The sequence below is a fragment of the Pseudoalteromonas sp. MEBiC 03607 genome (genome assembly GCF_004792295.1).
GTDB lineage: Bacteria > Pseudomonadota > Gammaproteobacteria > Enterobacterales > Alteromonadaceae > Pseudoalteromonas > Pseudoalteromonas lipolytica_C.
In genome coordinates this window covers 269105-294212 of sequence record NZ_SRRY01000002.1, presented here as the reverse complement: position 1 = coordinate 294212, position 25108 = coordinate 269105, and the positions used below count along the sequence as shown (strand labels likewise).

The 25108-nt window shown below is 40.5% G+C and carries 23 protein-coding genes; 11 read left to right on the top strand and 12 right to left on the bottom strand.

What is annotated here, in order from left to right; genetic code table 11:
- The first annotated feature begins 106 nt into the window (after positions 1-106).
- Positions 107-2143: a HAMP domain-containing sensor histidine kinase gene (locus tag E5N72_RS18320; protein WP_135926550.1), complete on the top strand. Its 2037-nt coding sequence runs from the start codon at positions 107-109 to the stop codon at positions 2141-2143.
- On the opposite strand, the gene ppc is transcribed toward E5N72_RS18320, so the two are convergent.
- Positions 2140-4785: a phosphoenolpyruvate carboxylase gene (gene ppc, locus E5N72_RS18315; protein ID WP_135926549.1), complete on the bottom strand. Its 2646-nt coding sequence runs from the start codon at positions 4783-4785 to the stop codon at positions 2140-2142. The two genes, E5N72_RS18320 and ppc, sit on opposite strands and share 4 nt — an antisense overlap.
- Positions 4786-5208: 423 nt before the next feature.
- On the opposite strand from ppc, the gene E5N72_RS18310 reads away from it, so the two are divergent.
- Together E5N72_RS18310 and E5N72_RS18305 are read left to right on the top strand one after the other, a co-directional pair.
- The gene (locus E5N72_RS18310; RefSeq protein WP_135926548.1) at positions 5209-5955 is read left to right on the top strand and encodes an SDR family NAD(P)-dependent oxidoreductase; all 747 of its coding nucleotides are present in this window, start codon (positions 5209-5211) and stop codon (positions 5953-5955) included.
- Positions 5956-5965: 10 nt separating this feature from the next.
- Positions 5966-6574 (top strand): flavin reductase, encoded by a 609-nt coding sequence (locus E5N72_RS18305; protein WP_135926547.1) that lies wholly within the window; start codon positions 5966-5968, stop codon positions 6572-6574.
- 3 nt (positions 6575-6577) lie between these two features.
- Here the strand turns inward: E5N72_RS18305 and E5N72_RS18300 are convergent, their stop codons facing one another.
- Positions 6578-7657: a Xaa-Pro peptidase family protein gene (locus E5N72_RS18300; RefSeq protein WP_135926546.1), complete on the bottom strand. Its 1080-nt coding sequence runs from the start codon at positions 7655-7657 to the stop codon at positions 6578-6580.
- 129 nt (positions 7658-7786) lie between these two features.
- Between E5N72_RS18300 and E5N72_RS18295 the strand changes: the two genes are divergently transcribed.
- Both E5N72_RS18295 and E5N72_RS18290 read left to right on the top strand, forming a co-directional pair.
- The gene (locus E5N72_RS18295) at positions 7787-9007 is read left to right on the top strand and encodes a Xaa-Pro peptidase family protein (protein WP_135926545.1); all 1221 of its coding nucleotides are present in this window, start codon (positions 7787-7789) and stop codon (positions 9005-9007) included.
- Between the two features lie 160 nt (positions 9008-9167).
- Entirely contained in the window at positions 9168-10574 is a 1407-nt protein-coding gene (locus E5N72_RS18290) for a TIGR00366 family protein (RefSeq protein ID WP_135926544.1), read from the top strand.
- Between the two features lie 226 nt (positions 10575-10800).
- On the opposite strand, the gene E5N72_RS18285 is transcribed toward E5N72_RS18290, so the two are convergent.
- Entirely contained in the window at positions 10801-11130 is a 330-nt protein-coding gene (locus E5N72_RS18285) for a HigA family addiction module antitoxin (protein WP_135926543.1), read from the bottom strand.
- A gap of 10 nt (positions 11131-11140) precedes the next feature.
- Positions 11141-11428 (bottom strand): type II toxin-antitoxin system RelE/ParE family toxin, encoded by a 288-nt coding sequence (locus E5N72_RS18280; protein WP_135926542.1) that lies wholly within the window; start codon positions 11426-11428, stop codon positions 11141-11143.
- Between the two features lie 364 nt (positions 11429-11792).
- On the opposite strand from E5N72_RS18280, the gene E5N72_RS18275 reads away from it, so the two are divergent.
- From E5N72_RS18275 to E5N72_RS18255, 5 genes are all read left to right on the top strand, one after another.
- A complete protein-coding gene (locus E5N72_RS18275; protein WP_135926541.1) occupies positions 11793-12197 on the top strand; it encodes a hypothetical protein in 405 nt (134 codons plus the stop codon).
- A 119-nt stretch (positions 12198-12316) separates the two neighbouring features.
- Positions 12317-13021: a hypothetical protein gene (locus E5N72_RS18270; protein WP_168246762.1), complete on the top strand. Its 705-nt coding sequence runs from the start codon at positions 12317-12319 to the stop codon at positions 13019-13021.
- A gap of 86 nt (positions 13022-13107) precedes the next feature.
- Positions 13108-13272 (top strand): hypothetical protein, encoded by a 165-nt coding sequence (locus E5N72_RS20760; RefSeq protein WP_240704556.1) that lies wholly within the window; start codon positions 13108-13110, stop codon positions 13270-13272.
- Between the two features lie 339 nt (positions 13273-13611).
- A complete protein-coding gene (locus E5N72_RS18260; RefSeq protein WP_135926539.1) occupies positions 13612-14001 on the top strand; it encodes a hypothetical protein in 390 nt (129 codons plus the stop codon).
- 132 nt (positions 14002-14133) lie between these two features.
- Positions 14134-14499, top strand: a complete 366-nt coding sequence (locus tag E5N72_RS18255; protein ID WP_135926538.1) for a hypothetical protein — start codon at positions 14134-14136, stop codon at positions 14497-14499.
- 209 nt (positions 14500-14708) lie between these two features.
- On the opposite strand, the gene ppiC is transcribed toward E5N72_RS18255, so the two are convergent.
- From ppiC to E5N72_RS18220, 7 genes are all read right to left on the bottom strand, one after another.
- Entirely contained in the window at positions 14709-14987 is a 279-nt protein-coding gene (gene ppiC, locus E5N72_RS18250) for a peptidylprolyl isomerase PpiC (protein ID WP_054552145.1), read from the bottom strand.
- Between the two features lie 63 nt (positions 14988-15050).
- On the bottom strand, positions 15051-15683 hold the full coding sequence (locus E5N72_RS18245) for a lysoplasmalogenase (protein ID WP_135926537.1): 633 nt from the start codon (positions 15681-15683) through the stop codon (positions 15051-15053).
- A gap of 58 nt (positions 15684-15741) precedes the next feature.
- Positions 15742-16140, bottom strand: a complete 399-nt coding sequence (locus tag E5N72_RS18240) for a DCC1-like thiol-disulfide oxidoreductase family protein (RefSeq protein ID WP_168246761.1) — start codon at positions 16138-16140, stop codon at positions 15742-15744.
- A 2-nt stretch (positions 16141-16142) separates the two neighbouring features.
- A complete protein-coding gene (locus E5N72_RS18235) occupies positions 16143-17165 on the bottom strand; it encodes a zinc-binding dehydrogenase (RefSeq protein ID WP_135926535.1) in 1023 nt (340 codons plus the stop codon).
- 13 nt (positions 17166-17178) lie between these two features.
- Positions 17179-18585: a TolC family protein gene (locus E5N72_RS18230; protein WP_135926534.1), complete on the bottom strand. Its 1407-nt coding sequence runs from the start codon at positions 18583-18585 to the stop codon at positions 17179-17181.
- Entirely contained in the window at positions 18578-21724 is a 3147-nt protein-coding gene (locus E5N72_RS18225; protein WP_135926533.1) for a multidrug efflux RND transporter permease subunit, read from the bottom strand. Before E5N72_RS18225 ends, E5N72_RS18230 begins: the two co-directional genes overlap by 8 nt.
- Before the next feature lie 6 nt (positions 21725-21730).
- Positions 21731-22897, bottom strand: coding sequence for an efflux RND transporter periplasmic adaptor subunit (locus E5N72_RS18220; protein WP_135926532.1), 1167 nt, complete (start codon positions 22895-22897; stop codon positions 21731-21733).
- Positions 22898-23015: 118 nt separating this feature from the next.
- Here E5N72_RS18220 and E5N72_RS18215 point away from each other — a divergent pair, with 118 nt between their 5' ends.
- Positions 23016-23960 carry a LysR family transcriptional regulator gene (locus E5N72_RS18215; protein ID WP_135926531.1) on the top strand — a complete coding sequence of 315 codons (945 nt, stop codon included), beginning with the start codon at positions 23016-23018 and terminating at the stop codon, positions 23958-23960.
- Positions 23961-23972: 12 nt separating this feature from the next.
- On the opposite strand, the gene E5N72_RS18210 is transcribed toward E5N72_RS18215, so the two are convergent.
- Positions 23973-25016, bottom strand: a complete 1044-nt coding sequence (locus E5N72_RS18210; protein ID WP_135926530.1) for a GGDEF domain-containing protein — start codon at positions 25014-25016, stop codon at positions 23973-23975.
- Positions 25017-25108: the final 92 nt, after the last annotated feature.

Genomic DNA, 25108 nt, shown 5'->3' with positions numbered 1-25108 from the left:
TAACTCTATTTCTAATTAAAATCCATAATAAATAACCTCACATATGTAGACGAAAGGATTATGCACTTTCCATCCTTACTCTGGTTTGTATAAAGGATTATTTGTAATGAAAATTCGTTTTCTGTTTTATCTATGCTTGATGCTGTTCACAAGTACTGCTCTGTCACAAGCAATCACAGAAACTGAATTTAAAGAAATAGAAACCTCAATTACTGAAACCTATGCCAGCTCTCCTACCAATGCCCTACAGCTAGTCAATTCATTATTATCCTCTGACACAGTAATATTTTCATTAGAACAACGAGCAATAATCACAAATTATAAGGCTTGGTTTTTACTTGAAAACGATGAATTAGAGCAAGCCATGAAAACACTAGTTCATTTCATGGATATAGCATTACAGTCGAGTAATAAGGATTTAATGTATGGCTACTTAAACATATCTGGCGGTATTTATGCCCGATTAGGCATGTATCAAGATGCATTACACTATTATAGCGATGCATTACCTGTGGCAAAAACAATCGGAAAGCACCTTTTACAACAAACCGAAATCAATATTGCTCTGATTAACCTCAATTTAAAACGTTACCGTGACGCTACCATCGCTTTTGAACAATACAGAAATACCGCAAAAATAGAGAATCAGCCCCTAGATGAGTCGTTTGCAAGTACCCACCTTGCAATGGCGCTAATTGGTTTAGGTGATTTTGATCATGCATTAGATGTATTAAATGACGCGATAATATTACAACAACGCCACGATTTTACTGCTCATCTAAGTAAAAGTTTTGTATTGAAGGGAAAGGTATTACGTTTAAAAGGTATGTTAAATGAATCAGAAGAATTTCTAACTGATGCTGTAGAGCTTATAAAAACTCAAGCCTACAGCGGTGATTACTTAAGTGTGGTTTTATGTTTAGCGCAAACATACGATGCACAAGATTCAGCGAACAAAGCTCTAAATTTACTCGCTTCGATTGAAACAGATACTTTTAAGCTCTCTGATATCACGACTCAGCTTGAAGTAACCAAGTTGACTGCACAACTACTTGAAAAGCAAGAACAGTATGCTGAAGCACTGATTGCATACAAACACTATGCACAGATCAATGCGGAAATTTTAAAACGCCAAGCAAATGTTAATTTAGCTAAAGCGTTAGCGCAGGCTGATGCAAAAGCCAAAGAGCTCAAAATTGCAGAACTTACACGGGCAGAGCAATTAAAAGCAACAAAAGCGCAGGCGTTTAAAGATCTTACTATCGTCATATCAATATGCTTGGTAATCATCTTGTTTGGTTCTTTTATCGCGATAAATAATATTGATAAGCGAAAACAAGAACTTGAAAAGATACTAGTACAATTAAATGAAACGCAGGATCATTTAATTGAAATCGAGAAGATAGCCTCTTTAACCTCATTAGTCTCTGGCATGGCCCATCAATTAAACACACCAATAGGCACAATCGTCACAGCAAGCTCACTCATCGACGAATATTTAGAGTCTTTGTCAGATAAATTTAAACAACAAAACTTATCAAGCAAATACTTCCATGAATTTATTACCAACACCGACAAGGCCAAGGATCTTGTTATTTCTGCTATTAACCGCTTAGCAGGTATTGTTGAGGAATTTAAAGCACTTAATGTGTCTATTAACTTAGACAAACCGTTATCAAGTATTCCATTAAAAAACTTTATTCATCATAAACTAGAGCCTATGAGTAAATATTTAGGTAAGAAAATTACTTATCATGTTGATGGAGACAGTGTAGCCATTACTTCCTGCCCCTCAATTTTAGAGGATATTCTAAAAACTCTGGTTATTAATTCCTATGAACATGGTTTTACACATACAGCAGAAGGAAAGGTAGACATTACCATCCGCGCAGGTCATGACTATGTCAAAATTATCTATCAAGACAACGGCGTAGGCATTAAGGAATCAATCCTGCAAGAAATTTTTACCCCATTCTATACCACTAATTTAGGTGGCCATCACTTAGGGCTTGGTTTGAACGTGGTTTTTAATGCTGTGAAATATAACTTGAAAGGCAATATATGCGCCGTACCATCAAAGCACGGCGCACGGTTTGTGATTACATTACCAATTGATGCACGATTAGTTGACGACATCAATTAACCTGTATTACGCATACCTGCAGCAATACCAGTCATTGTAATCATTAGGGCATTATCGATATCACCTTCAGAGTTTTCATCTGCTGCACGTGAACGACGTAATAACTCCACTTGTAGTAAGTTAAGTGGATCAGTGTACGGGTTACGCAGTGCAATCGACTCTTTGATCCAAGGTTGGTCAGCAAGTAAACTTTTTTGTGGGCTTAATGACTGCACCAGCTCAATTGCCTCACTCAACTCTTGGCGAAGCTTCACACCAAGTGGTTTATATTGCTCAGTTACCAATGCATCATCGTAATGAGCACTTAACCAACTATCGGCTTTACTAAATACCATCTCTAGCATTTCTAATCGAGCACGGAAGAAAGGCCACTTTAAGCTCATTTCGTGAAGTGTCTCGATGCCATATTTATCTAAAGCAGCTTTAAGACCTGTTAACGCACCTAACCAAGCAGGCAGCATTAAACGGTTTTGGCTCCAAGCAAAAATCCATGGAATTGCACGAAGGCTTTCTACACCCCCATTTGGGTTACGCTTCGCAGGGCGAGAACCCAGTGGTAATTTAGAAAGCTCTTGCTCTGGCGTTGCCATTCTAAAGTAAGGTACAAAGTTTTCATCATGACGCACAACTTGGCGGTAATGCTCACACGAGTCAGCACTGATAAGTTCCATCACTTCACGCCACTCGCTTTTCGGCTCTGGCGGTGGTAGCAGGTTACTTTCAAGTACTGCACCGGCATAAATATTTAAGCTTTGTAGAGCAACAGCTGGTAAACCAAACTTAAAGCGGATCATTTCACCCTGCTCTGTTACACGCAGACCACCTTTTAGTGAACCAGGAGGTTGTGAGCGAAGTGCTTGCGCAGCTGGCGCGCCACCGCGACCAACCGTACCACCACGTCCGTGGAATAAAATAAGCTCAATACCGCGATTCTCGGCTAGTTGAACCAGCTTATCCATTGCTTCATATTGTGCCCAGCCTGCAGCCATCATACCTGCATCTTTTGCAGAATCTGAGTAGCCAATCATGACATTTTGTTGGTTTTGAATATGACCACGGTACCAGGTGTTATCAAGTAAACATTCAATAACATCTTTACCATTATTTAAGTCGTCTAACGTTTCAAATAATGGTGCAACCGGTAAGTTAAACTTACAGCCGCTTTCTTTAAGCAATAACTGCACTGCCAGTACATCAGATGCAGTACGAGCCATCGAAATAATATACAGGCCGAATGTTTGTGCATCTTGCGCTGCTATTACATCAAATGTATCAAGCACTTCTTGTACTTCAGGGCTCGGTTGCCAATGTTTTGGAATAAGCGGACGACGAGAGTTTAGCTCAGCAAGTAAGAATGCTTGTTTGTCTTCTTCTTGCCATTGATGATAATCACCTAAGCCTAAATAACGTGTTAACTCAGAGAAAACATCACCATGACGCGACGAATCCTGACGAACATCTAATTTAGCAAGGCGTAGACCAAAGCTGTTAATACGACGCAGTACATCAAGCAGTAAACCATCGGCAACTACCTTCATATTGGTTTTAATCAGCGAGCGATAACACACTTCGATTGGGTGTTTAATTTGCGCTATATCTGTAATTAAATCTTCAGAATCAGTACGCTTTTTCTTAATTTTAGCGCCTAAATGCGTCACAGTTTCGGCAATTTGATTCTTGAGTTTTTTAAGTACCGCACGATATGGTTCAAAGTCTTGGCCTGCAAGTTCAATAAGCTCATCACTTGCATCTGACATTGATAACTCATTGCTTAGCGTTTCGATATCACGCGAATACAAATCAAGCGCCATCCAGCGGCCATGATCAAGTACTTGCTGTGTCACTTCAGCAGTTACAAACGGGTTACCATCACGGTCTCCGCCCATCCAAGAAGTGAACTCAATTGGGCTGTAATCAATCGGCAACTCTAAATCGAGCTCAGTTTTTACATCTTCGCTAAATTCACGTAAGAAACGCGGTACGGCATGCCATAAGCTATTTTCAATAACAGCAAAGCCCCATTTTGCTTCGTCAATTGGCGTTGGCCGTGAACGGCGAATATCGTCAGTATGCCATGCTTGGCTAATTAGCTGAGCAATACGGTTTAATAAGTCAGCACGTTCGCTTGGTAAATTATCTTTACGCTCCAAAGATGCAAGACAATCACTAAGTTCAACGTGTTTATTAATCATAGTACGACGCGTCACCTCTGTTGGGTGTGCGGTTAGTACAAGGTTTATGTGGAGTTTTGAGAGTGTTTGTGCCAAGTGATTTGGATCTACTTGACCTTGTTTTGCCGCTGTTGCTAACGCTTTTAATGTTTGAGTGAGAGGGTTTAATTGGCAAAAGCCAACATCATTAAAACGCGATACGGTATGAAATTGTTCAGCAACATTAGCAAGATTCAAAAAATGATTAAATGAGCGTGCAACCGGTAATAGTTCTTCATCTGTGAGAGCGTGTAGTACATCGATAAGCGCTTGTCTGTCGGCTTCGTTACCACTACGTGACGATTTAGATAAAGCGCGAATTTCTTCTACCTTATCTAAAATGGCTTGTCCTTGTGCATCTTTAATGGTTTGACCCAGCATTTGTCCAAGCATACTAACATTACCGCGAAGTGCAGCATATTGTTCACTCATTCTCATACTCCTTTCTTTAGCTAAGTTGAAAGTACTTACTGCGCAGTATTTAACCAAGCACGAACGCAGCTAAATACTGATCCTTTCTATTAATATCATTGTCGGCGTTAATTTAATAGATCGAATTTTCTAACAAACTCGTAAAAAAGAATAGCCAATCTATCAACATAAAAGTGTAATAAATACGCAGTTTGTTTTGATACAAGGTTTAGCGACAAACACAATTGGTAAAATGGACTTACCAATTAAATTCTCAAAATACGCGTAAATTAAGGCATTCTTAATATCAGTTTGGTCAAATTTTTACCGAGCCTTTTTATCTACTTTAGTTTAGGTAAATTAGATTCTAAACCGCTATCGCAATACTTATTGATGATAGATTGAGCTAAAAAAGTTTTTTAAATATTTTATTACAGGTCAAAAATGCAACTCTTTATTCTGTGCGGTGCAAGCAGTGAAATCGCAAAAGCCTATTTCACAACACTAAAAAAACAAATCAGTCGTGGTCATATCGTCACCATCAGCCGATATAAATTTAATGCTAATTTTGATGAGGTATCGAACAATGAAATCAGCCACCAGCATTTTACAACTGATTACTCAGAGCAAAGCTTAGGTGAAATTGCCAAAGAACTTGCCAGCAGCCAATATGACTTAGCCCAACTAATGATATTTAATGGCCTATTACATGATCCAGCTAATGCGCCTGAACGTAAACTTGAACAAATATCTGAGCAGCACTTTATCAATAGTATGCATACAAACGCCCTACTGCCAATTCGCTGTGTGACTTTATTCTCAACGCTTTTAAAGCCGCAAGTAGCAACAGTGATTTGTGCTCTTAGTGCGCGGGTTGGCAGCATTAGTGATAATAATCTAGGCGGTTGGTATAGCTACCGTGCCTCGAAGGCAGCTTTAAATATGTTATTTAAATCTGCTGCGATCGAACTTATTAGGCGCTATAAACAATGCCACTGCGTGTTATTTCACCCAGGTACCACTGATACACCACTATCAAAACCGTTTCAGGCAAATGTACCCGAAGGAAAGTTATTTACCCCTGAGTTTGTAGCCGAGCAGCTGTATTCATTGATAAGTGATGCTGATTATTTACAACAATCACCCAGCCCAGCCTACTTTGACTGGCAAGGAAAACCCATAGACTGGTAACAGGAAAATTATGCATTTAACAAAGCAAGCCATTGCAGATTTAGAAAGCCGCTACCGCGCCCATTTAATTAATAGTTTGTCGGGATTTAAAAGTGCTAACCTAGTCGGCACACAAGATAGTAACGGCCAAACTAATTTAGCCATTGTTAGTTCAGTATTTCATCTTGGCGCACATCCCCCTTTAGTGGGTATGATAATTCGCCCTCATTCAGTGCCTCGCCACACCCTAGAGAACTTATTAGCGACTAAGCAATATACGATTAACCATGTCAACAAAGACATTTATAGCAAAGCGCACCAAACATCAGCACGCTACGATAAAGACGAGTCTGAATTTGATGCAACAGGGCTTACTACTCAATACCTAAATGACTTTACAGCGCCTTTTGTTAAAGAAAGTAAGCTTAAATATGCGCTTGAGCTCAAAGAACACCACCACCTTGCCATCAATGGCACTGAGCTGATCATAGGTGAAATAACCGATATCTATTTAGATGAGGCGTGTCTGCAAGAAGATGGCTTTGTCGATATTGAAGCCATTGGCACTGTGGCCGTTAGCGGGCTTGATAGTTACCACGTAACTGATCGTTTAGCCCGCTTAGCCTATGCTAAAAAATGAATCTTAGATTATGAATGGCTTAGGCGCTTGGGTTAACACCTCAAAGCCAGATTCAGTGACAACTATGTCATCTTCAAGGCGCACACCACCGTAGCCTGGTATATAAATGCCAGGCTCAATGGTGATCACATTTCCTACTTCAAGGTTGTAGTCTGTCAGTGTGTTGATAAATGGCACTTCATGTAAAAATAACCCTAAACCATGGCCAAGACCTTTACCTGCGTACTCGCCAAAGCCCGCATCAGCAATTACCTTGTTTGATATGGCATTTAAATCTAAACAATTAACGCCCGGTTTAACCATTTCTAGTGCTGCATTTTGTGCATCTAGAACAGTATTATAAATACGGGTTTGTTTTTCTGATGCTTCGCCAATAATGTAACTGCGAGTCATATCTGAGCGATAACCATTTACAACTGCACCAAAATCAAGGGTTACAAAGTCACCTTGCTTTAACACCTGATCTGAGGGATTACCATGTGGCAAGGCAGAACGCTCTGCAAACAGCATAATGGTTGCAAACGACATACCCTCTGATCCTAGTTTTTGCATTCTAAATTCAAGCTCTAAGGCAAGATCACGTTCAGTTACACCCGGTTTAAAATAAGGTAGCGTTTGTGCTAATGCTTCATCAGCGATGGCTGCGGCAGCCTTGATTTGCGCCACCTCCCAGCTATCTTTAACGCGTCTTAGTTTTTCTATTAAGCCGTTTACTGCTGTTAAAGTATGGCCGCTAAGATCATCTGCCACACCTTGCCAAATTGCTACTGTGACATAACTTGCATCAAATGCGACATGGCTGTTTGGGCTAAGGTGCCTGTTAATACAATGACCAAGAGTTTCGTTGTCTCTGTCTCGGCAAATAACTTCAAATCCTGTTGTTTCTGCAATTGCACGTTGGTGGTATCGGTAATCAGTGATCAACACACAATCATTTTGAGTAATTAATGCATAAGCGGCATTACCACTAAAACCACTTAAGTAACGAATATTTTCATGACCTAGTACTAACATGGCGCTGTAACCTTGTTGTTCTAGCAAGGCTTTAAATTCAGCTTGTCTTTTTAAGTAATTAACTTGCATTGTCGCTCCTTATTTTTTGCGCATGCTAACAATAATCGCCACAAATACGAATATTATGCGATTAGTCGCAGTGAGTTTGCATCAGCTGTTTACTCAAGCCACAATGCACAAAAAACCAAGGAGTACACAATGACAACATATGGTATTGGCACACAAACGCCAGAGCAGGCGCTTGACTCTTTGTCAGATATGACAACAGATTTAACCCCTATTCAAAACGACGAATTTCATGCGCGTATCGCAAAAGCACAAGCGTATATGCAAGCAAACAATATTGACGCAATTTACTTAAATGCAGGTACTAACCTTGCATATTTTACGGGTATGCGTTGGTACGCAAGTGAGCGTTTAGTTGGCGCGATTTTACCTGCTAAAGGTGATGTGCAATACATAGCACCGTTTTTTGAAATCGGCAGCTTAAACGATTTTATGGTGATTGATGGCCCAATTCGTGGCTGGCAAGAGCACGAAAATCCTTACCAACTGTGTGTAGATGTACTTTCAGAAATGGGCATTAGCAAAAACGGCACCCTTGGTATTGATGAAAGCGCACAGTTTTTCATCTACGACGGCATTAATAAAGCTAATAGCAATTACAACATTGTTAACGCACAGTGCGTAACAGCTCACTGCCGCATGCATAAATCAGCCAGTGAACTTGCCTTAATGCAACGTGCTATGGACATGACTTTAGAAGTACATAAAGCAACGGCAAGTATGCTTTATGAAGGTATTACCACCACTGAGGTTGAAGCCTTTATTAAAAAAGCGCACCAAAAGGTCGGCGCACCGGGTAACTATTTTTGTATTGTGTTATTTGGTGTTGCGTCGTCTTTCCCGCATGGCGTTAAAAACCCGCAAACCCTAAAAAAAGGTGATGTGGTACTGATTGATACTGGCTGTAAAGTGCATGATTACCTCTCAGACATTACCCGTACTTATGTATTTGGTGAAGCAACCGAACGTCAACGTATGTTTTGGCAGCACGAGAAAAATGCCCAACTTGCTGCTTTTGCTGCTGCAAAAAATGGTGAGCCATGTGGCAAAGTAGATGATGCTGCAAGACAGTACCTAGCCGAAAATGGCATGGGGCCAGAATATCAAACACCAGGCTGCCCACACAGAACAGGTCATGGCATTGGTTTAGATATTCATGAATGGCCATACTTAGTTGGTGGAAACCCTACACCACTCGCAACAGGTATGTGTTTTAGTAATGAACCTATGATTGTCGTACCTGATGAGTTTGGTATTCGCTTAGAAGATCACTTTTATATGACAGACGAAGGCCCGCGCTGGTTTACCGAGCCTGCTCATAGCATTGATGACCCATTTGGTTTAGCTAAATAAAATTTCAATCATTATCAAAAGGCCAGTTTTCTGGCCTTTTTTGTATCTAAATTATTACAATCTTTAACAGTGTGTTTAGTTAAGAGACAACCTATCAGCTTTTATCATGTTATGATTTTAAGAATTTAACTTAAATACCTAACATAATTACGGAGAATAAATGGGTTTACGTTTTAAAGTTCCACATACCTTGATACTTCTGCTTAGCATGATGGTCGTTGCGCTTATTGCTACATGGTTAGTACCGCAAGGTTTTTTCACTACCACATTAAGTGAATCTGGCCGCGAAATGGTCGTTGCAGGCACCTATCAAACGGTTGCTGAGCGGCATTACTTAACCCCATGGGATTTATTACAAGCCATACCTCGTGCTTTTGCTGCTGCTCAAGATGTTATTTTCTTTGTGTTAATTGTTGGCGGCGTATTAGCTGTTGCACGTGCGACAGGCACTGTCGATGCACTCATTGGTAGGCTTTTAGAGCGCCACGGTAAAAAGCCGCAGCGGTTAATTTTTATGGTGGTGTTTTGCTTTGCCTTAGCATCAAGCAGTATTGGTACCGCCGGTGAATATATTCCTTTTGTTATTATTCTCGTCGCGCTTTGTAAAGCAATGCGCTTAGACGCAATGACCGCCGTAGGTATGATAGTCGCAGGTTATGGTATTGGTTATGGTGTTTCGGCATTTAACCCATTTACCGTATTAATCGCACAACAAATTGCAGGTATTCCTGTTTACTCTGGCCTGTGGTTACGTTTAGCCATTTTTATTCCATTCGTGCTCATTGGTTTTCATCATGTTTGGCAATACACCAAAAAGGTAGCTAACGACCCATCTAAGTCAATGATGATTGGCGTGCCTTGCCCACTCGAAAATCAAACAGCAACAAGTTACCCAGCACTTGCCCTGCGCCATAAACTCATTTTAGGCAGCTTTATTATTACCCTTGCAATTGCAGTATGGGGCATCGCTACAAAGGGCTGGTACTTATACGAACTAGGCGGTGTTTTTATTGCTTGGGGTGTGGTTGTCTCCATTTTAGGCAAACTCTCTGCTGACGAAGCAGCAAACAAATTTATAGAGGGCGTATCTGATCTTGTTACCACCGCAGTGTTAATTGGTGTTGCACGGGGTATTGCCCTTATTTTAGAAGACGGCCAAATCCTGCATAGCCTTGTACATGGCATGTCGTTACCGCTTTCTTATGTATCAGCAGAAATATCAGCAATTGGCATGCTGGTTATTCAAACCCTGCTTAATACCTTTATTCCTTCTGGTTCAGGGCAAGCTTATGTCACCATGCCACTGATGGCACCACTAGGTGATTTAGTCGGAGTACCGAGACAAGTTGCCGTGCTTGCTTATCAATTTGGTGATGGCTTTTCAAATATGATCATTCCTACTAATGCCGTACTTATGGGTATTTTAGGCATGGCTGGTGTCCCTTATGGCCATTGGTTTAGATTCTGTTTACCACTATTGATTAAGCTAATGGTCGCAGCATCGGTTGTATTAGTTTTAGCAGTAATGTTTGGCTATGGCTTAGATGTGCAGCCCACACTTAATTAAGTTAGTTGAGTGAGTTAATTGGCTCCAATTAAATGAATGATACACGCTAACACCTATGTGTTAGCGTGGCTTTTTGCATTACTTGCCACGAAATATTGTCAGATGAAAAAGCTAATTATAAAAACTTCTGTACGAAAGCTTTTAACTCATCTTTTTCAGCTTCACTAGCAAATGAATTTGCCGGAATGATCAAGATTGTGTATTAACAATATACGTTATGGGTTCTTTAAATAGTTTGTGATGTACGTAGTGAAGATTCTTGAGCAGAAAACAAAGGTTTTACAGATTTAGCTTCTTCTTGATAACGATTTCTCGTATCCCATAAATCTACAGAGTGCTGGATATTAAGCCAAAACTCTGGGGTATTCCCTAACGATGCAGCAAGTTTAATTGCAAGGGGCGCTGTTAAGCTACCGCCATTAATCAAATTACTAACTGTATTTCTATGTACACCCATTGCTTCAGCTAAAATTTTTGATGTAATGCCCATAGGTTCTAAAAACTCTAGCTTGAGCATTTCACCTACACTCACAGGACGACGCTTTGTTATACGCATAACTCTTACCTCAATACTTATGAGGGTCTAAATAGGTGTTTTCTGCTACACCATCAACCCACTTAAAAATCAATCGATACTGTTTATTCACTCGTATTGAACACCAATCTTTCAAGTTACCTTCAAGATGTTCAAACCGGTTACCTGGTGGTACTCTTAAGTCAGCTTCAGCCTTTGCTGCATCTAATATTTCTAGCTTACGATATAAAGCATTCTCTATAACCTTAGGGATTAATCGATGTCGTTTATCCTCTTCATAGAATGCTTCGAGCCATTCATCCTTAAAATTTACAGCCATATCCTTGCACTGTCCTATTGTGCATTAATGTACAAATAGTAGCGCACAGTAGCAATGTGCACAATACATATAAATTTAAAACCACAATGCCTATCCGAGATTTTTAAAAACCAGCTGATAAGTGAAGCGAATAGAGACAGTGCAAGTTATCGATTTGTAGATTGCTCATATATTAAAAAGAATGAGCTTCGACAGAAATTTTTTAGATCTCTTGTACCAATGAGAAATTTATAGTTGGCAATGCAATACGTTATTTGCTAATAGTAGTTTAATTAGATAGATGAGCGTGTCATCGAAAGAGAGGTGCACAACATGCGCACTATAAAATTATTATAAGCCAAGAGTTTTATAAGGAAGTATGGCGATGGAAAAACAAGAATTAATCGAAGTTAACAATGAAATTGAACGTATAAATGATCGCGTAGCTAATATAGAACGCATCGCATCAACTATTGAGGACCTTGCAGAAAAAGGGGTTGAAGCGTTTGTGAAGCACATGGATCATAAAGAGGAAACGCAGCAAAAAGAACTAGAACTCGATAATGCTAAGCACCAGCGAGAAGTCGATCTTGAAAATATTATTCATAAACGTTCTGTTATTATTGTAGGAGCTACAGTTTTGGGGGTTTTTGCTTTGGTTTTTACAGCGATGTTGCTTAGTGAAAAAGAATTAGTGAAAACTATATTAACTTCCAGTCTCGCTGTTGGGGCAGGTTTTGGAATTAAGTCAGCATTAAATAAGCCAAAAGGCTCAAAACAAACAATTTAAGATTGAATCAGAACGTTTGGTATTAAGGTTTATGGCAAGTTTAGTGATTATGGTGCTCAAATTGAGTGGAGTGTATACTTGCTTTATACCTTAACTGGGCGTTATATAGACAATGGAGAGTGTCAGAGTTGAATGAATTTTTGCAACTAATTGGGTCACTTGCATCGATAGTTGGTGTGCCCTTAGCTATATATTTGTACCTGAAGGGACAAGTACAAAAATATACCGAAGTTCGAAGAGAAATTGTTAAACGTCTATCTCATCAGATTGGTGAAGGTCGGAATATTGGTCTTTTCGAGCTGAATGCAATCATCGATTCTTTAGTCCGTGAAAAACGACTTAAGTCAGGATCAATATCATCAAACTCAGTTATTGAAGATTTAATCGCTGAAACTGTTTCTAGCCCTCTTTTAGAAAGTACTAAAAAGGAATCCCTGATCAACGAATTGAGTGAAGTCCATACTTTAGGTCAAATATTCAATACAATTAGAAAAGACCGATCAGTTTTTTCCGAATTTATAGAACATGTAAAACCTAATGACAACTCAGAAAAAGTTACCGAGCAGATTCAAAAAGACATCGAATCAATTCAAGAAAAATCTGCGGAAACCTCGAAAGCCCCAGAGATATTTGGCGCTATTGCCAGCTTAGCTGCAGTTATCGCGGCTAGCCTTACTGTCGCAGGTTTTACTGAGAGTCTCGATATCATTCCAAAGTTTTTAGATAGTTCAATTGTTACCTCCCTAGGTTTAGGTATGCTTGTCTCAATGGTTGCAGGTTTTGCAACCGCTGTTATCGGCAATCGAGGGAAGAAAAGTGTATAACAATCGCATCTAATTCACTCCACCTCAGACGCTGCTATCGCGCCCCGCCGTTTATGCGGGTGTTATAAATACCTAAAGGATTGAATATGAACGTTACATTTTCCGCAGAACAAGAAAATTGCGATCTAAATAGTTTCGAAGAAGTCCCTGAAGGCTCAATTCTAGGTGATGGGTGCTTTTCCAAAGAGCAAATCGGTGAATTACTTAGTTGCTTTAACTATTCTGCACTCACTGTGAGCGACAATCTTTGAGTATTTCCTATGATTTTTCGGAATAACTCGTTACGATTGATGACGAGCAATTAAAAAGAACAGCTGTTAATAGGTCGTAGGAACACTCATGGAAAAAACTGATGTTGACACTATGGATTTAACTGGTCATTTATTAGAGTTGAAATGTGCATACTTATCTCACTGAAATAAAGGAGTTTTCGCACTATATGTGTAAGCATTTATAACAAGCGCATTAATGAATGAAAGAACATAGCTTGGCTTGCTCTCGTTCATAGCTAATTCTAGCCAAGCTTAAATCCCAAAAGTATACCGGTGTTATACTCTCCGGTGAAATAATGACAGATAAAAGGAGCAACAATGTCTAATGTCAGTTCGTATAATTTATTTAAAATAGAGCTACCAGTTGAACGTAGAGAGCAATCTGATGCAACCATAGGTCTCGAAAGTTACCTCATCACTAGTTATCCCAAAAGCCTTTGGTACTCTGAAGATAAGAATACAATACTTTTAGACATTCCAGATAGCGTCGACGGATTTTACGAAACTGTTCAAGACTTAACCAAATCACCATCAGGTGGATTCAAAGCATTACTCTCAGAAATTGACGAATCACATTTGGATCCAGATGAAATCAAATGGTTCGACGAAAGATATGAAGTTAGAAAACAACTGATAGCTTCGTTATTTCCTGTATTAGTAGAACAGATAAAAAAACCACTTCTACACATGATTTCACTAAGCAGGTAACACGGGTATAACAAGTGCCAAAACCAATGATAGTAAAACAGCATACTTACGCTCCTTCGTCTGTAAGTTTAGCCTGCTATTTTGCATCGGTTAGGCAAGCGTTAGGTTTTCTCAAGCAAGGGGCTTATCTAAATGCCATTTAGTAGAAAGACTTTCTTTTTTTTGCTGATAGTTATTTTCTTAATGATTTTATTTCCAGATGTCGCTGAAGCTAGGCGTGGTCGTGGAGGTAGCGGTGGAACTCTATGGTGGATACCAATAGTACTTATTGGTGGAATAGTTACTTATGTGAATAAAAACATCCCTAGATTATGGGAGTATATTTTTACCTTAACTTGTTTAGTATTTATTTCTTTTTTTTCAGGGATTGGACTTAATGAATTTGGCATTATTGAAAAGGATGATGTTTTACTGTCTTCTGTATTCATTTTTTTAAGTATCATTTTTGGCCCGCCAATATACTTAAAACTCAAAAACAGACTTAAAAATGGTAAATAAACCTAAAAAATTAATTAAACAGTGGATACTAAACGTTCTAGGTTGCGTCGTTACCTCATCAGAATTTTTATCCGAAACTCACCCAATACAGCTATTGTTCTAACGCATTTTTGAACAAAAATGAGTTAACACCTAAAGTATCAACTCATTAATAATGACATGAAAAAGACTAACAACGTGTCTTACACTATTTAGGCAGGCGTTAAACTTTACGTTCTGTATAGCACTTTGATTACATGCCAACCAAAGCGCGTTTTCACTAAATGTGGCTCTAAGATTTCGCCGCTGAAAGCTACTTTGTCAAACTGTGGCACCATTTGCCCGCGCCTAAATTCACCTAAGTCGCCGCCTTTTTTACCCGACGGACAGGTTGAATATTTTTTAGCTAAAGTCTGAAACTTAGCCCCTTTTTTAAGTTGCTTGATGATGTCTTCAGCTTGTTCTTTATGTTTAACAAGAATGTGCAGTGCGTGCGCTGTATTTGCCATGGGAAATCTCGAAAATTAAAACGCACGCATTTTATCACGGCAATCAACACTGAGCCACTGCGGCTATTTATGTTTACTCGTTGCCTGCAAAAACCCTTTAATCAAACAAAATTGCGCTAAATAATAACTACACATGATTGCGATATCTGCATGCGCTATTTCTAAATAAAAGCGGTTTAGGCCAAGTATAGAGTCTGATACAACAAACACTGCGCCACCTAGCACTAATAAACCGTTCGATTTATCTGTCATCCAAGTAAGGCTTGCCATTATAGTGAGCACCAACATATAGAAAAGCACGGGAATGAGCATGTCATTCAGGTTTGGATAAAATAAGCAAAAAACAATGATGGCCAAAAATAGATAAAGGAGTACAACTTCTATTCGCCAATTTTTAATTGGCAACATGGTAATAATATAAAAAGCGTGACTTACAAAGAATGCCGCTAAACCGCTAATAAACAGCTGCCCACTATCGATTGCAAGTAGCACATCACCTAGTGCTGAAAAACTAAGAGCGAATAATAAAGTAGTAAAAGTGCGATTTTGTAACTGACTTCGTGCTTTTAATACCATCACAGTCAATATACCGATTGGTAAGGTTTTAAAAAGCGCCAGTAAAGGCTGAGGCAATGCTGGCTGTAATAGCAGTAAAGCAATGTAAAACGTACTTAGGGTTAGAAAGACAATGTTCATATTGTTATTATTGTTGTTTGTTCCCAATAACGAGAATAGCAAGCTTTACTTTAAATGTTTATAAAAAATGCTGCTTTTGTTTTTCGGTCAGTAACTTACATTGTGTTTGTTTGCCAAAAAACCGATAACGATTACGGCCAAGCCAATCATACATACGATCGCGAAAGCCTTTTGGCAGTAGCTTGAACACCTTAGCCAAAGAGAATGGAAAACCTAATTGTGTTGCGATAAATAACACAGCGTCGCTTTGTTTATATAGCTGGTTTTTATCAATCACTAACATTGAGGAAAGTGGATCTTTAACTTTGTGAGCCTTTAATAAACGCTCACCTTTATCGCTTTGCATGGGGCATAACTTAAAGGTTATTTGCTTATCAAAGCGAACAATAAAACGAACACAAAAATGGCACAGATTGCACTGACCATCAAACAGTATGATTGGGCAGTGAGTTTGCAAAATTAACCGCTTACTTGCACAACTTGTTTACCGGTAAAGCCACCAGCAAGTTGTTTATTTAATGCCGCTGAAACGGCCTCGGCGGTAAAATCAACAGCATGAATTTGCGGTAATTTGATCTCGCCACGGGCTGCATTATCGAGTAATAAGTTACCCATAAAGCTCAGCTTTTGCTGCGCACATAAGCTATTTGCAAGCCACGCTCCGCCTAACGATACAATGCCAATATTTGGGGCGCGTCTAAACATCAGTTCTTGTTCAAACTTAGGTAATTCATTTAAACAGGCAATACGGCCACAAAAACGCATTAATTCAACGTTACGAATGGTGGTATCGCCACCAATACAATCAAGCACCGCATCAAAGCCTTGCGGGCCTAATTCACGGCGAATCTTATCTTCAAGTTTTGGGTCTTTGTAATCAAACACCACATCAGCACCTAATTGCTTAAGTAACTTATGATTGTGTTTGCTGGCAGTGGTAAATACGGTTGCGCCACGTTGCTTAGCAAATTGAATAGCAAATTGGCCAACGCCACCTGCCCCTGCGTCAATAAATAGTGAATCCCCTTCGCTCAGCTGCAACTTATCAAGGGCAATTAATGCCGTCATACCTGAACAAGGTAAGGTTGCAGCGTCTGCAGGAGATACGTTATCTGGCACAACCGATACCGCATAATTAGGTACCGTGGTGTATTCAGATAACACCCCTTGATCACCAAGGCTAGCGTGCCATACAACGCGAGCACCAACACCAGGGAATACACCTTTATTTGCCTGAACAACCACCCCTACAGCATCATGACCTAATACATGCGGGTAATGCCACTTACAAAAACCTTGTTTTGCAAAGTTGGCATCAACATGATTTAAGCCCACATATTCAACTTTAATCAAAAGCTCATTGCCTTCAGGGCTCGGTACTGGCAAAGAAAGCTCAGCTAACGCAATTGCGTCATTTGGCTCAACCACTGCTAGCGCGCGCATTGTTGACGGAAGATCTGTAGTTTGTTGAATATGCGACATTTAATACTCTGGGTTAAAGGTTGTTTAGTTCAAAGCTCCAACGACCATTAAACGCTTGATAAGCACTTACTTTGGCCTGCAATGAAGCAATTGTTGAATCAACAGCGTTCTCTTGCGCTATTAAAACATCCTGTCTCGCATCTAACAACTCTAAGTAAGGAATTTGTCCTTCTTGATACATTGCTTGAGCTTGACCAAATGCTTTATTCGCATAATTAAAACGCTGATCAGCATAATTTAACTGTTGCTGCTGTTTGACTAGTCTTTGCAAAGTAAGTTCACTATCGCTAATCGCTTTTAATACTTTACTCTGATAGTCACTGTAAGCGGCTTCACTTAAAAACTGCTGTGCATCACGTTGAGCTAATAATGCAGGATAGCTGAGCAATGACCATTCAACTTTTGGCGTTACTTGCCATTGTTGCACGGTATCTTCTAAACCATTGCTGGTTAAACTCACCACACCTGCAAACCCTGCCAGACTAATATCTGGCAAAAGTGCTTTTGAGGCTGCAACACTTAGCGAATAAGCCTGACTAAACTGATATAAAGCACTGGTGATATCTGGTCTGAGAGCCATTGCTTCGCTGGCTTTACTAAACGACACGCTAAACTCGTGGCTTAATAATTCAGGCTCTTCAATCAATGTTATGTCGCTTGCAAGTCGGCCGGTTAGCACCGCTAGGGTTGCTAAGTCGCGATATTGCAAGTAACTAAGCTCAGGAATAAGCGCTTGTTGCTGCTTTAACTGCGCAAGGGTGCGGTTAAGATCAAGCTCATTTGCAACCCCCTCTTCTACTCGCGCATTGAGCACATCAATACTTTGCTCGAGTGCTTCGATTTGCATCTCAATGATAGCTTGCTTTTGCACATTACCTTGATAGCTTACATAGCCTTGCACCACAGCAGAAACCACTTCAACCTGTAATGCTCTTAGTTGCTCTGCTTGGTTTAGTGCACCTGCATTAGCAGCATCGACTAATGCGGTAATACGACCAAATAAATCAAGTTGCCAATTAACATTAACCCCCGCGTTTGATTGGCGGGTAATTGCGCCATCTAAGCTGCTGCGATCTGCGCCTACGCTTAAGCTGCCCTGCGGATAATAATCCGCACGAGCTGCACCTAAACGGGCAATGGCTGCATCAAGTTGAAGTTGGCTGGTTTTTAGGTCGTGATTCATTGCTAATGCATCAGTCACTAAATTGTTTAACTGCGGCGAATCTAAACGGCGCCACCAGTTGTTTTCGCTCGCACCTTCGTTTTGTGCACCTATTTGTGTATCGCTAACAAATTGTGTCAGGCTCACTTGCTGCTCTTGCATATCGACGCTTTGTGCGCAACCTGCCAGTGCACCGGCTAACAGCATCGCACTGACTAGTTTGCCTTGTTTAAAGATTGCATGAAGAGGCTTATGCATCGTGTTGCTCCTTCTGCGATTTTTTAGTAACTAACATATAAAACACCGGAGTAAACAATAAGCCGAACACAGTTACACCAATCATGCCTGAGAACACCGCGTTACCCATGGCATGACGCATTTCAGCACCAGCACCTGTTGCTAAAACAAGGGGTACAACACCTGCCGTAAAGGCTATTGATGTCATTAAAATTGGGCGAAGTCGTAAGCGACACGCTTTGATGATAGCTTCAAGGTGAGACATCCCCCCTTTATGCTGATCTCTTGCAAACTCAACCATCAAGATGGCGTTTTTACTTGCTAGTGCAACCAGTACAATTAATGCGATTTGCGTGAAGATGTTGTTGTCATCACCAACAAACCAAACACCTAACAAGGCCGAGAAAATCGTCATAGGCACAATCAAAATAATAGCCAGTGGTAATCTTAAGCTCTCGTATTGCGCCGCAAGTACCATGAACACAAGCAATACAACTAGTGGGAAAACATACACCATGGTATTACCCGCTAATATTTGCTGATAAGTTACTTCCGTCCACTCAAACTCAATACCATTTGGTAATGTCTCAGCAAGGATTGCTTCAATCGCATGCTGTGCTTGGTCAGAGCTATAACCTGGTGCTGGGCTACCATTTAATTCAGCTGTAGGATAACCGTTATAGTGCATCACTCGATCTGGCCCTGTTGTTGGCGTTACCGTTAATACAGAGCCTAATGGCACCATCTCACCCATGCGGTTACGTACTTTTAGATTCAAAATTTGCTCAGGATCTTGGCGGTAATCAGCATCAGCTTGCGCATTAACCTGATAAGTACGACCAAACAAGTTAAAGTCATTTACGTACATCGAACCTAAGTACACTTGTAAGGCATTGAACACTTCATCAAGTGGAATACCTTGAATAAGCGCTTGCTCACGGTCGATGTCGATATCCATTTGTGGCACTTGAATTCTAAAGCTTGAGTAAAGGCCCATTAATGCAGGGTCTTGCTGCGCTTTAGCAATAGTTGCTTGTAAACTATTAAAGAGTGCTTCAAAGCCTTTATTAGCACGGTCTTCAATTTGTAGTTTAAAGCCACCCGTTGTACCTAAACCTTGAATTGGCGGTGGCGGGAATACCGCAACAAACGCTTCATCAATACTGGCAAACTTTTGATTTAACTGAGCCGCAATTGCCATTGCCGACATACTCGGATCTTGACGCTCTTCAAAAGGGGCAAGCGGAGTAAACACAATGCCGCTATTTGGGCTATTAGTGAAACCGTTCACAGATAAACCAGGAAACGATACTGTGTTTGCAACACCCGGTACTTGTAATGCAATTTTTTCCATTTCTTGCACGACTTCTTGGGTTCTATCTAAGCTTGCCGCATCAGGTAACTGTGCAACAGCCACTAAGTATTGCTTGTCTTGCTGTGGAATAAAACCACCCGGAACGGCATCAAACAATTTAACTGTGCCACCCACAAGTGCAACATAAGCGACTAATACAATCACACTCATACGAATCAGTTTTTGCACCAGCTTTTCGTAGCCATTGGCGCCTTTATCAAACAAGCGGTTAAAAGGTTTAAACAGCCAATTTCCGAATACGCGGTTTAATAACTTAGTTAAACGGTCTGGTTTTGCATCATGTCCTTTTAATAATAACGCCGATAACGCAGGCGATAATGTTAGCGAGTTAAACGCAGAGATAACCGTTGAAATAGTAATGGTTAATGCAAATTGCTTATAAAATTGACCAGATAAACCCGTAATAAAAGCCGTAGGAATAAATACCGCACACAGTACAAGTGCAATGGCGATAATCGGCCCTGTTACTTCTGTCATCGCAACTCGGGTTGCTTCAAGTGGTGATAAGCCTTGCTCGATATTACGCTCAACGTTTTCAACCACCACGATGGCATCATCAACAACAATACCAATGGCAAGAACCAAACCGAATAGCGATAAGGTATTAATCGATACACCTAACCATTGCATAACCGCAAACGTACCAATTAAAGAAACCGGTACCGCAATCAGTGGGATAACCGATGCACGCCATGTTTGTAAAAACACCACAACAACGATTACCACTAACGCAATTGCTTCAAGTAGCGTTTTAATAACAGCATCGATAGAGCCGCGTACGAAAATTGTTGGGTCATAAACTATGTCGTATTCAACACCTGCCGGAAAGTCTTTTGATAATACTTTCATGGTTTCACGCACTTGATCAGAAAGCTCAATAGCATTTGAACCCGGGCGTTGGAACACTGGCATAGCCAAGGCTGGTTGACCATCTAACATTGCTCTTAGTGCATAGGTGTCTTGGCCTAATTCAAGGCGTGCTACATCACTTAGGCGTGTAAGCTGACCTTGCTCACCTACTTTGATAATCACATTTTCAAATTCTTCCTGTGAGCTTAAGCGCCCTTTAACATTCATCAGAATTTGAAACTGATTACTTTTCGAGGTAGGTTGTGCACCTAAGCTACCCGCAGCAACTTGTTGGTTTTGCGCGCGTAATGCGTTAACAACATCCATTGCCGTTAAATCGCGTGCAGAGAGTGCATCTGGGTTTAGCCAAACGCGCATCGAGTACTGACCACCACCAAACATCCGAACATCACCCACCCCAGGAAGACGTGCAATTTGGTCTTTGATATATAAGTCAGCATAGTTCGCTAAGTAAGTCGTATCGTGCGTTTTTTCAGGTGAATATAAATGAACCACCATAGTTAAATCTGGTGATGATTTTTCGGCTACAACACCTAAACGCTGAACTTCTTGTGGCAAGCGTGGTAGTGCACTGTTTACACGGTTTTGCACTTGGACTTGTGCACGGTCTAAATCAGTTCCTAACGCAAATGTTACCGTTAACGTCATGCGGCCATCACTGGTTGCTTGCGAAAACATATACAACATGTTTTCAGTACCATTGATTTCTTGCTCAAGTGGCGTCGCCACTGTTTCAGCAATCACCGTTGGGTTTGCACCTGGGTAACTTGCCGTCACAACAACCGTTGGCGGCACTACCTCTGGGTACTCACTCACTGGCAATTGAAATAACGAGATTGCCCCTGCAATGAGAAAGATAAGCGACAGCATCGCTGCAAAGATGGGTCGCTGGATAAAAAAGTGTGAAAATTTCATTTTGCCCTACTTCTTCGCGACTAGATCAGATTGATTATTTGAAAGAGTGAATGCAATTCCGTCGCTATTTATAGTGACTGTGTTTGGTGAAATAGGCATACCAGGGCCAACACGCGCAGGGCCATTTACGGCTATCACATCATTTTCGTTTAAGCCCGATGTAATCGCTCGTAGGCTGCCGTAACGCTCACCAACTGTCACTAATTTATATTCAAGAACATTGCCTTCACCGACAGTGAGAACAAAACGGTTTTTCAAATCTGTCCCAATTGCACGCTCTGGCACGATTACTTTTTCGCTTACTTTATTGGCTGCAAGCTTAATACGAGCAAATGAACCTGCACGCAGTTGTTGCTCATCGTTTTCGAACACGGCACGAACACGAAGAGTACCGGTAGTTTCGTTAATTTGGTTATCAATGAAGTTGATTTTGCCATTAAAGTTAAAGCTGGTTTCACCCACTTTTTGCATCACAACCGCTTGTTCGCTTTGCGCAGTCACATCAGCGAATGATTGATTCCACGTGCGCTCATCAATATCAAAATAAGCATACATTTGCTGGTTTGAAACAATGCTTGTTAACACGCTTTGACCGGCAAGTACGTTGTTACCTTTGGTGATATTCGCACGCGATACAATGCCATCGATTGGCGAACGCACTTGGGTAAATGCTAAATCAAGCTCAGCGGCAGTAAGCTCAGCTTGTAGAGCTAGCAATTGCGCTTCGCGTTGTCTTAGCGTTGATTTACGAGACTCTGCTTGCTCAGTAGAAATCGCTTTACGTTCAGTTAAGCGCTCTGCTCGTTTTGCTTCACTTTTTGCTTGCTCAAGTGCCGCCTTTGCGCTCTCGATTTGCGCTTTTAAGCTATCAACCACGGCAGCAAAAGGACGAGCATCAAGGGTGAAAAGCAAATCGCCTTCTTTAACGCTGTCACCTTCTTTAAAGTTAATTTTATCAATCACACCCGAAACACGCGGCATAAGGGCAACTTCTTGGGGTGCTTCTAAACGCGTTGTATAGGTGTGCCAATTTTGTACTGGCTTAACAAGTACTTGTGCTACATCGATAGGTTGTAAATGCTGTTGCTGCGCTGCTTGGTTGGCTTCTGTGCCACACCCTGCAAGCGTTAAGCTCGCAATGGTCACCGCCACTGCAAGAATAGATTTGTTCATCACGACTCTCCTGTTAATAGATTGGAGACAATGTTACGGAACTAATTAGAGGATAAAAACGATAGATTTTTAAATTCATTAATGCCAGAATGGCACCAATAAAGTTTAAGGAACTGCTATGGATACCACCAGCCGCTTATTAATGTTACTCGAAGTGATTGAACGAGGCTCATTTGCTAAAGCCGCAGAGTCTAGAAATATAGACCGTTCAGTCATATCAAAACAAATTAGCCGTCTTGAAGATGAATTAGGGGTACGTTTACTTAATCGAACTACGCGTTCCTTTTCGTTAACTGCCGCTGGCGCTGAAATGGTAAAAAAAGCAGCTGAACTCAGAGATTTGTTATCAGATACCGTAAGACTTGCAGAGAATTACCACCAAGAACCCCGAGGTACGTTAAAAATTACCTCATCAAGTATTATTGGCAAACGATACATTCAGCCAGTCATTAATGACTTTCAAAAACGCTTTCCGCAAGTAGAAGTAGAGCTTCGCTTAGACGACAGACTAATTGATTTAGTGTCAGAAGGTTATGATTTAGCTTTTCGCGTTGGCGAGCCAAAAGACTCATCATTCATTGCCCGAAAAATTGCCCGCAACCGTATGTTACTTTTAGCCTCACCTGAGTTTATCGAAACTTACGGTATGCCAAAGCATGTTGAAGATTTAAAAGAGTTGCCTGCTGCGAGCTATTCAAGCCCAAGTAAACGCATTAGTGGTATTCGCTATCGTAATGTCGATGGCGATATTATTGAGCAAAACATTAAAAGTGTCTTTCGTGCAAACGATGCTGAAGTACTTTTGATGAAAGCTATTTCAGGCAATGCTTATGTTCTTGCCCCGGCATTTATTCTTGATGATGAAGTAAAACGCGGTGATTTAGTGCCCATTTTAACCGATATGGAATTACTCGATTACAGCGCCGTGTACGCGGTTTACCCACACAGAGATTTACCAGTAAGAACACGTTTATTTTTTGATGCTATGCGCGAGTACATAGGCAAAGATATTCCAATATGGGAAGCGAACATTCCTGATTTTGACACTATGTACAAGGGTTAAGTCTATAAAGCGCTAGCTCGCTTTATTACACCGGGTTAATTGTTGGTTTAACTCATAAGCCGTTACGACTCTATTTCGGCCTTGCTGTTTAGCTTGATAAAGTGCATCGTCAGCTCGTTTTATAAAGCTTTTTAGGGTTTGGTTTGGTGTATAGCAAGCAACACCGATACTCACAGTGAGGTTGATCGCTTGCTCGTCAATATTGTGAATTGTCGATGCTAACTGCTCTCTTAATTCTTGTGCAAAATCTAATGCACCTTGAGGGTCGCTGTTTGGTAAAAAAATAGCAAACTCTTCACCACCAATACGAAACACATATCCTTTAGTAATCCTTTGTCTGAAAAACCTAGTCACCTCAATTAAAACGCGATCTCCCATTTCGTGGCCATAGTGATCATTAATTTTTTTAAAATAATCAAGGTCTAACATAAGGATAAACAAACCATGTTTATTTGTTTGTTCAATTTCAAAATAGTGTGTCATTGCTAAGCGATTACCAGCCCCCGTTAACGGGTCAAGTAAAGCTAAGTTTTCGAGCCGCTGTCCATACTCTGCACGGCTGTTTTCAAAGGTATGAGACACCGCCCAAATACTGATGTAGGTGAAAGAAAAATTAAGCAAGAAATTAATAGTATTAAGGGGTTCTAAACTGGGTTTAGCCAATAGAATCACGGCTTGAGTGACAGCGGCTATTAATGAAAGGTACAAACCAACTTGTTTACCTAATAGCAAGTAAAACAAAATAGGTAATGAACAGGTCCAAATAAACAACACGCTTTTTATGTTACTTAAATACGTGCCGAGCGTGATTAAAACCGTTAAAAAAATACATAATGTAACGGATTGCCAGCGATGACCATTGTGATTTCGTGTATAAAAGAAAATATAAAAACAGAACAGGGCGAAGATAACTTCAAGTGCCCCTAATAAAATCATGTTTGTAACAAGTAAATTAAAAACGGCAAAGATACTAGCAAGCACACCCAAGCAAAATCCCATCCATTTCAGAACGTTATTTCGTAAAGCCTGAGTACCTCTCAGTGCGCCGATATCCATTAGATTTCCTGCCGTAATTATAGTCAGCAGATTTTAACGTGATTCACCATAATTAGGAACATTTTATTACCAAACAGTGCATAACAATGCGC

What these genes read in the sequence shown, in the direction of transcription:
- E5N72_RS18320 (WP_135926550.1), top strand. Translation starts at nt 107, where the DNA reads ATGAAAATTCGTTTTCTGTTTTATCTATGCTTGATGCTGTTCACAAGT.
- ppc (WP_135926549.1), bottom strand. Translation starts at nt 4,785, where the DNA reads ATGAGTGAACAATATGCTGCACTTCGCGGTAATGTTAGTATGCTTGGA.
- E5N72_RS18310 (WP_135926548.1), top strand. Translation starts at nt 5,209, where the DNA reads ATGCAACTCTTTATTCTGTGCGGTGCAAGCAGTGAAATCGCAAAAGCC.
- E5N72_RS18305 (WP_135926547.1), top strand. Translation starts at nt 5,966, where the DNA reads ATGCATTTAACAAAGCAAGCCATTGCAGATTTAGAAAGCCGCTACCGC.
- E5N72_RS18300 (WP_135926546.1), bottom strand. Translation starts at nt 7,657, where the DNA reads ATGCAAGTTAATTACTTAAAAAGACAAGCTGAATTTAAAGCCTTGCTA.
- E5N72_RS18295 (WP_135926545.1), top strand. Translation starts at nt 7,787, where the DNA reads ATGACAACATATGGTATTGGCACACAAACGCCAGAGCAGGCGCTTGAC.
- E5N72_RS18290 (WP_135926544.1), top strand. Translation starts at nt 9,168, where the DNA reads ATGGGTTTACGTTTTAAAGTTCCACATACCTTGATACTTCTGCTTAGC.
- E5N72_RS18285 (WP_135926543.1), bottom strand. Translation starts at nt 11,130, where the DNA reads ATGCGTATAACAAAGCGTCGTCCTGTGAGTGTAGGTGAAATGCTCAAG.
- E5N72_RS18280 (WP_135926542.1), bottom strand. Translation starts at nt 11,428, where the DNA reads ATGGCTGTAAATTTTAAGGATGAATGGCTCGAAGCATTCTATGAAGAG.
- E5N72_RS18275 (WP_135926541.1), top strand. Translation starts at nt 11,793, where the DNA reads ATGGAAAAACAAGAATTAATCGAAGTTAACAATGAAATTGAACGTATA.
- E5N72_RS20760 (WP_240704556.1), top strand. Translation starts at nt 13,108, where the DNA reads ATGAACGTTACATTTTCCGCAGAACAAGAAAATTGCGATCTAAATAGT.
- E5N72_RS18260 (WP_135926539.1), top strand. Translation starts at nt 13,612, where the DNA reads ATGTCTAATGTCAGTTCGTATAATTTATTTAAAATAGAGCTACCAGTT.
- E5N72_RS18255 (WP_135926538.1), top strand. Translation starts at nt 14,134, where the DNA reads ATGCCATTTAGTAGAAAGACTTTCTTTTTTTTGCTGATAGTTATTTTC.
- ppiC (WP_054552145.1), bottom strand. Translation starts at nt 14,987, where the DNA reads ATGGCAAATACAGCGCACGCACTGCACATTCTTGTTAAACATAAAGAA.
- E5N72_RS18245 (WP_135926537.1), bottom strand. Translation starts at nt 15,683, where the DNA reads ATGAACATTGTCTTTCTAACCCTAAGTACGTTTTACATTGCTTTACTG.
- E5N72_RS18235 (WP_135926535.1), bottom strand. Translation starts at nt 17,165, where the DNA reads ATGTCGCATATTCAACAAACTACAGATCTTCCGTCAACAATGCGCGCG.
- E5N72_RS18230 (WP_135926534.1), bottom strand. Translation starts at nt 18,585, where the DNA reads ATGCATAAGCCTCTTCATGCAATCTTTAAACAAGGCAAACTAGTCAGT.
- E5N72_RS18225 (WP_135926533.1), bottom strand. Translation starts at nt 21,724, where the DNA reads ATGAAATTTTCACACTTTTTTATCCAGCGACCCATCTTTGCAGCGATG.
- E5N72_RS18220 (WP_135926532.1), bottom strand. Translation starts at nt 22,897, where the DNA reads ATGAACAAATCTATTCTTGCAGTGGCGGTGACCATTGCGAGCTTAACG.
- E5N72_RS18215 (WP_135926531.1), top strand. Translation starts at nt 23,016, where the DNA reads ATGGATACCACCAGCCGCTTATTAATGTTACTCGAAGTGATTGAACGA.
- E5N72_RS18210 (WP_135926530.1), bottom strand. Translation starts at nt 25,016, where the DNA reads ATGGATATCGGCGCACTGAGAGGTACTCAGGCTTTACGAAATAACGTT.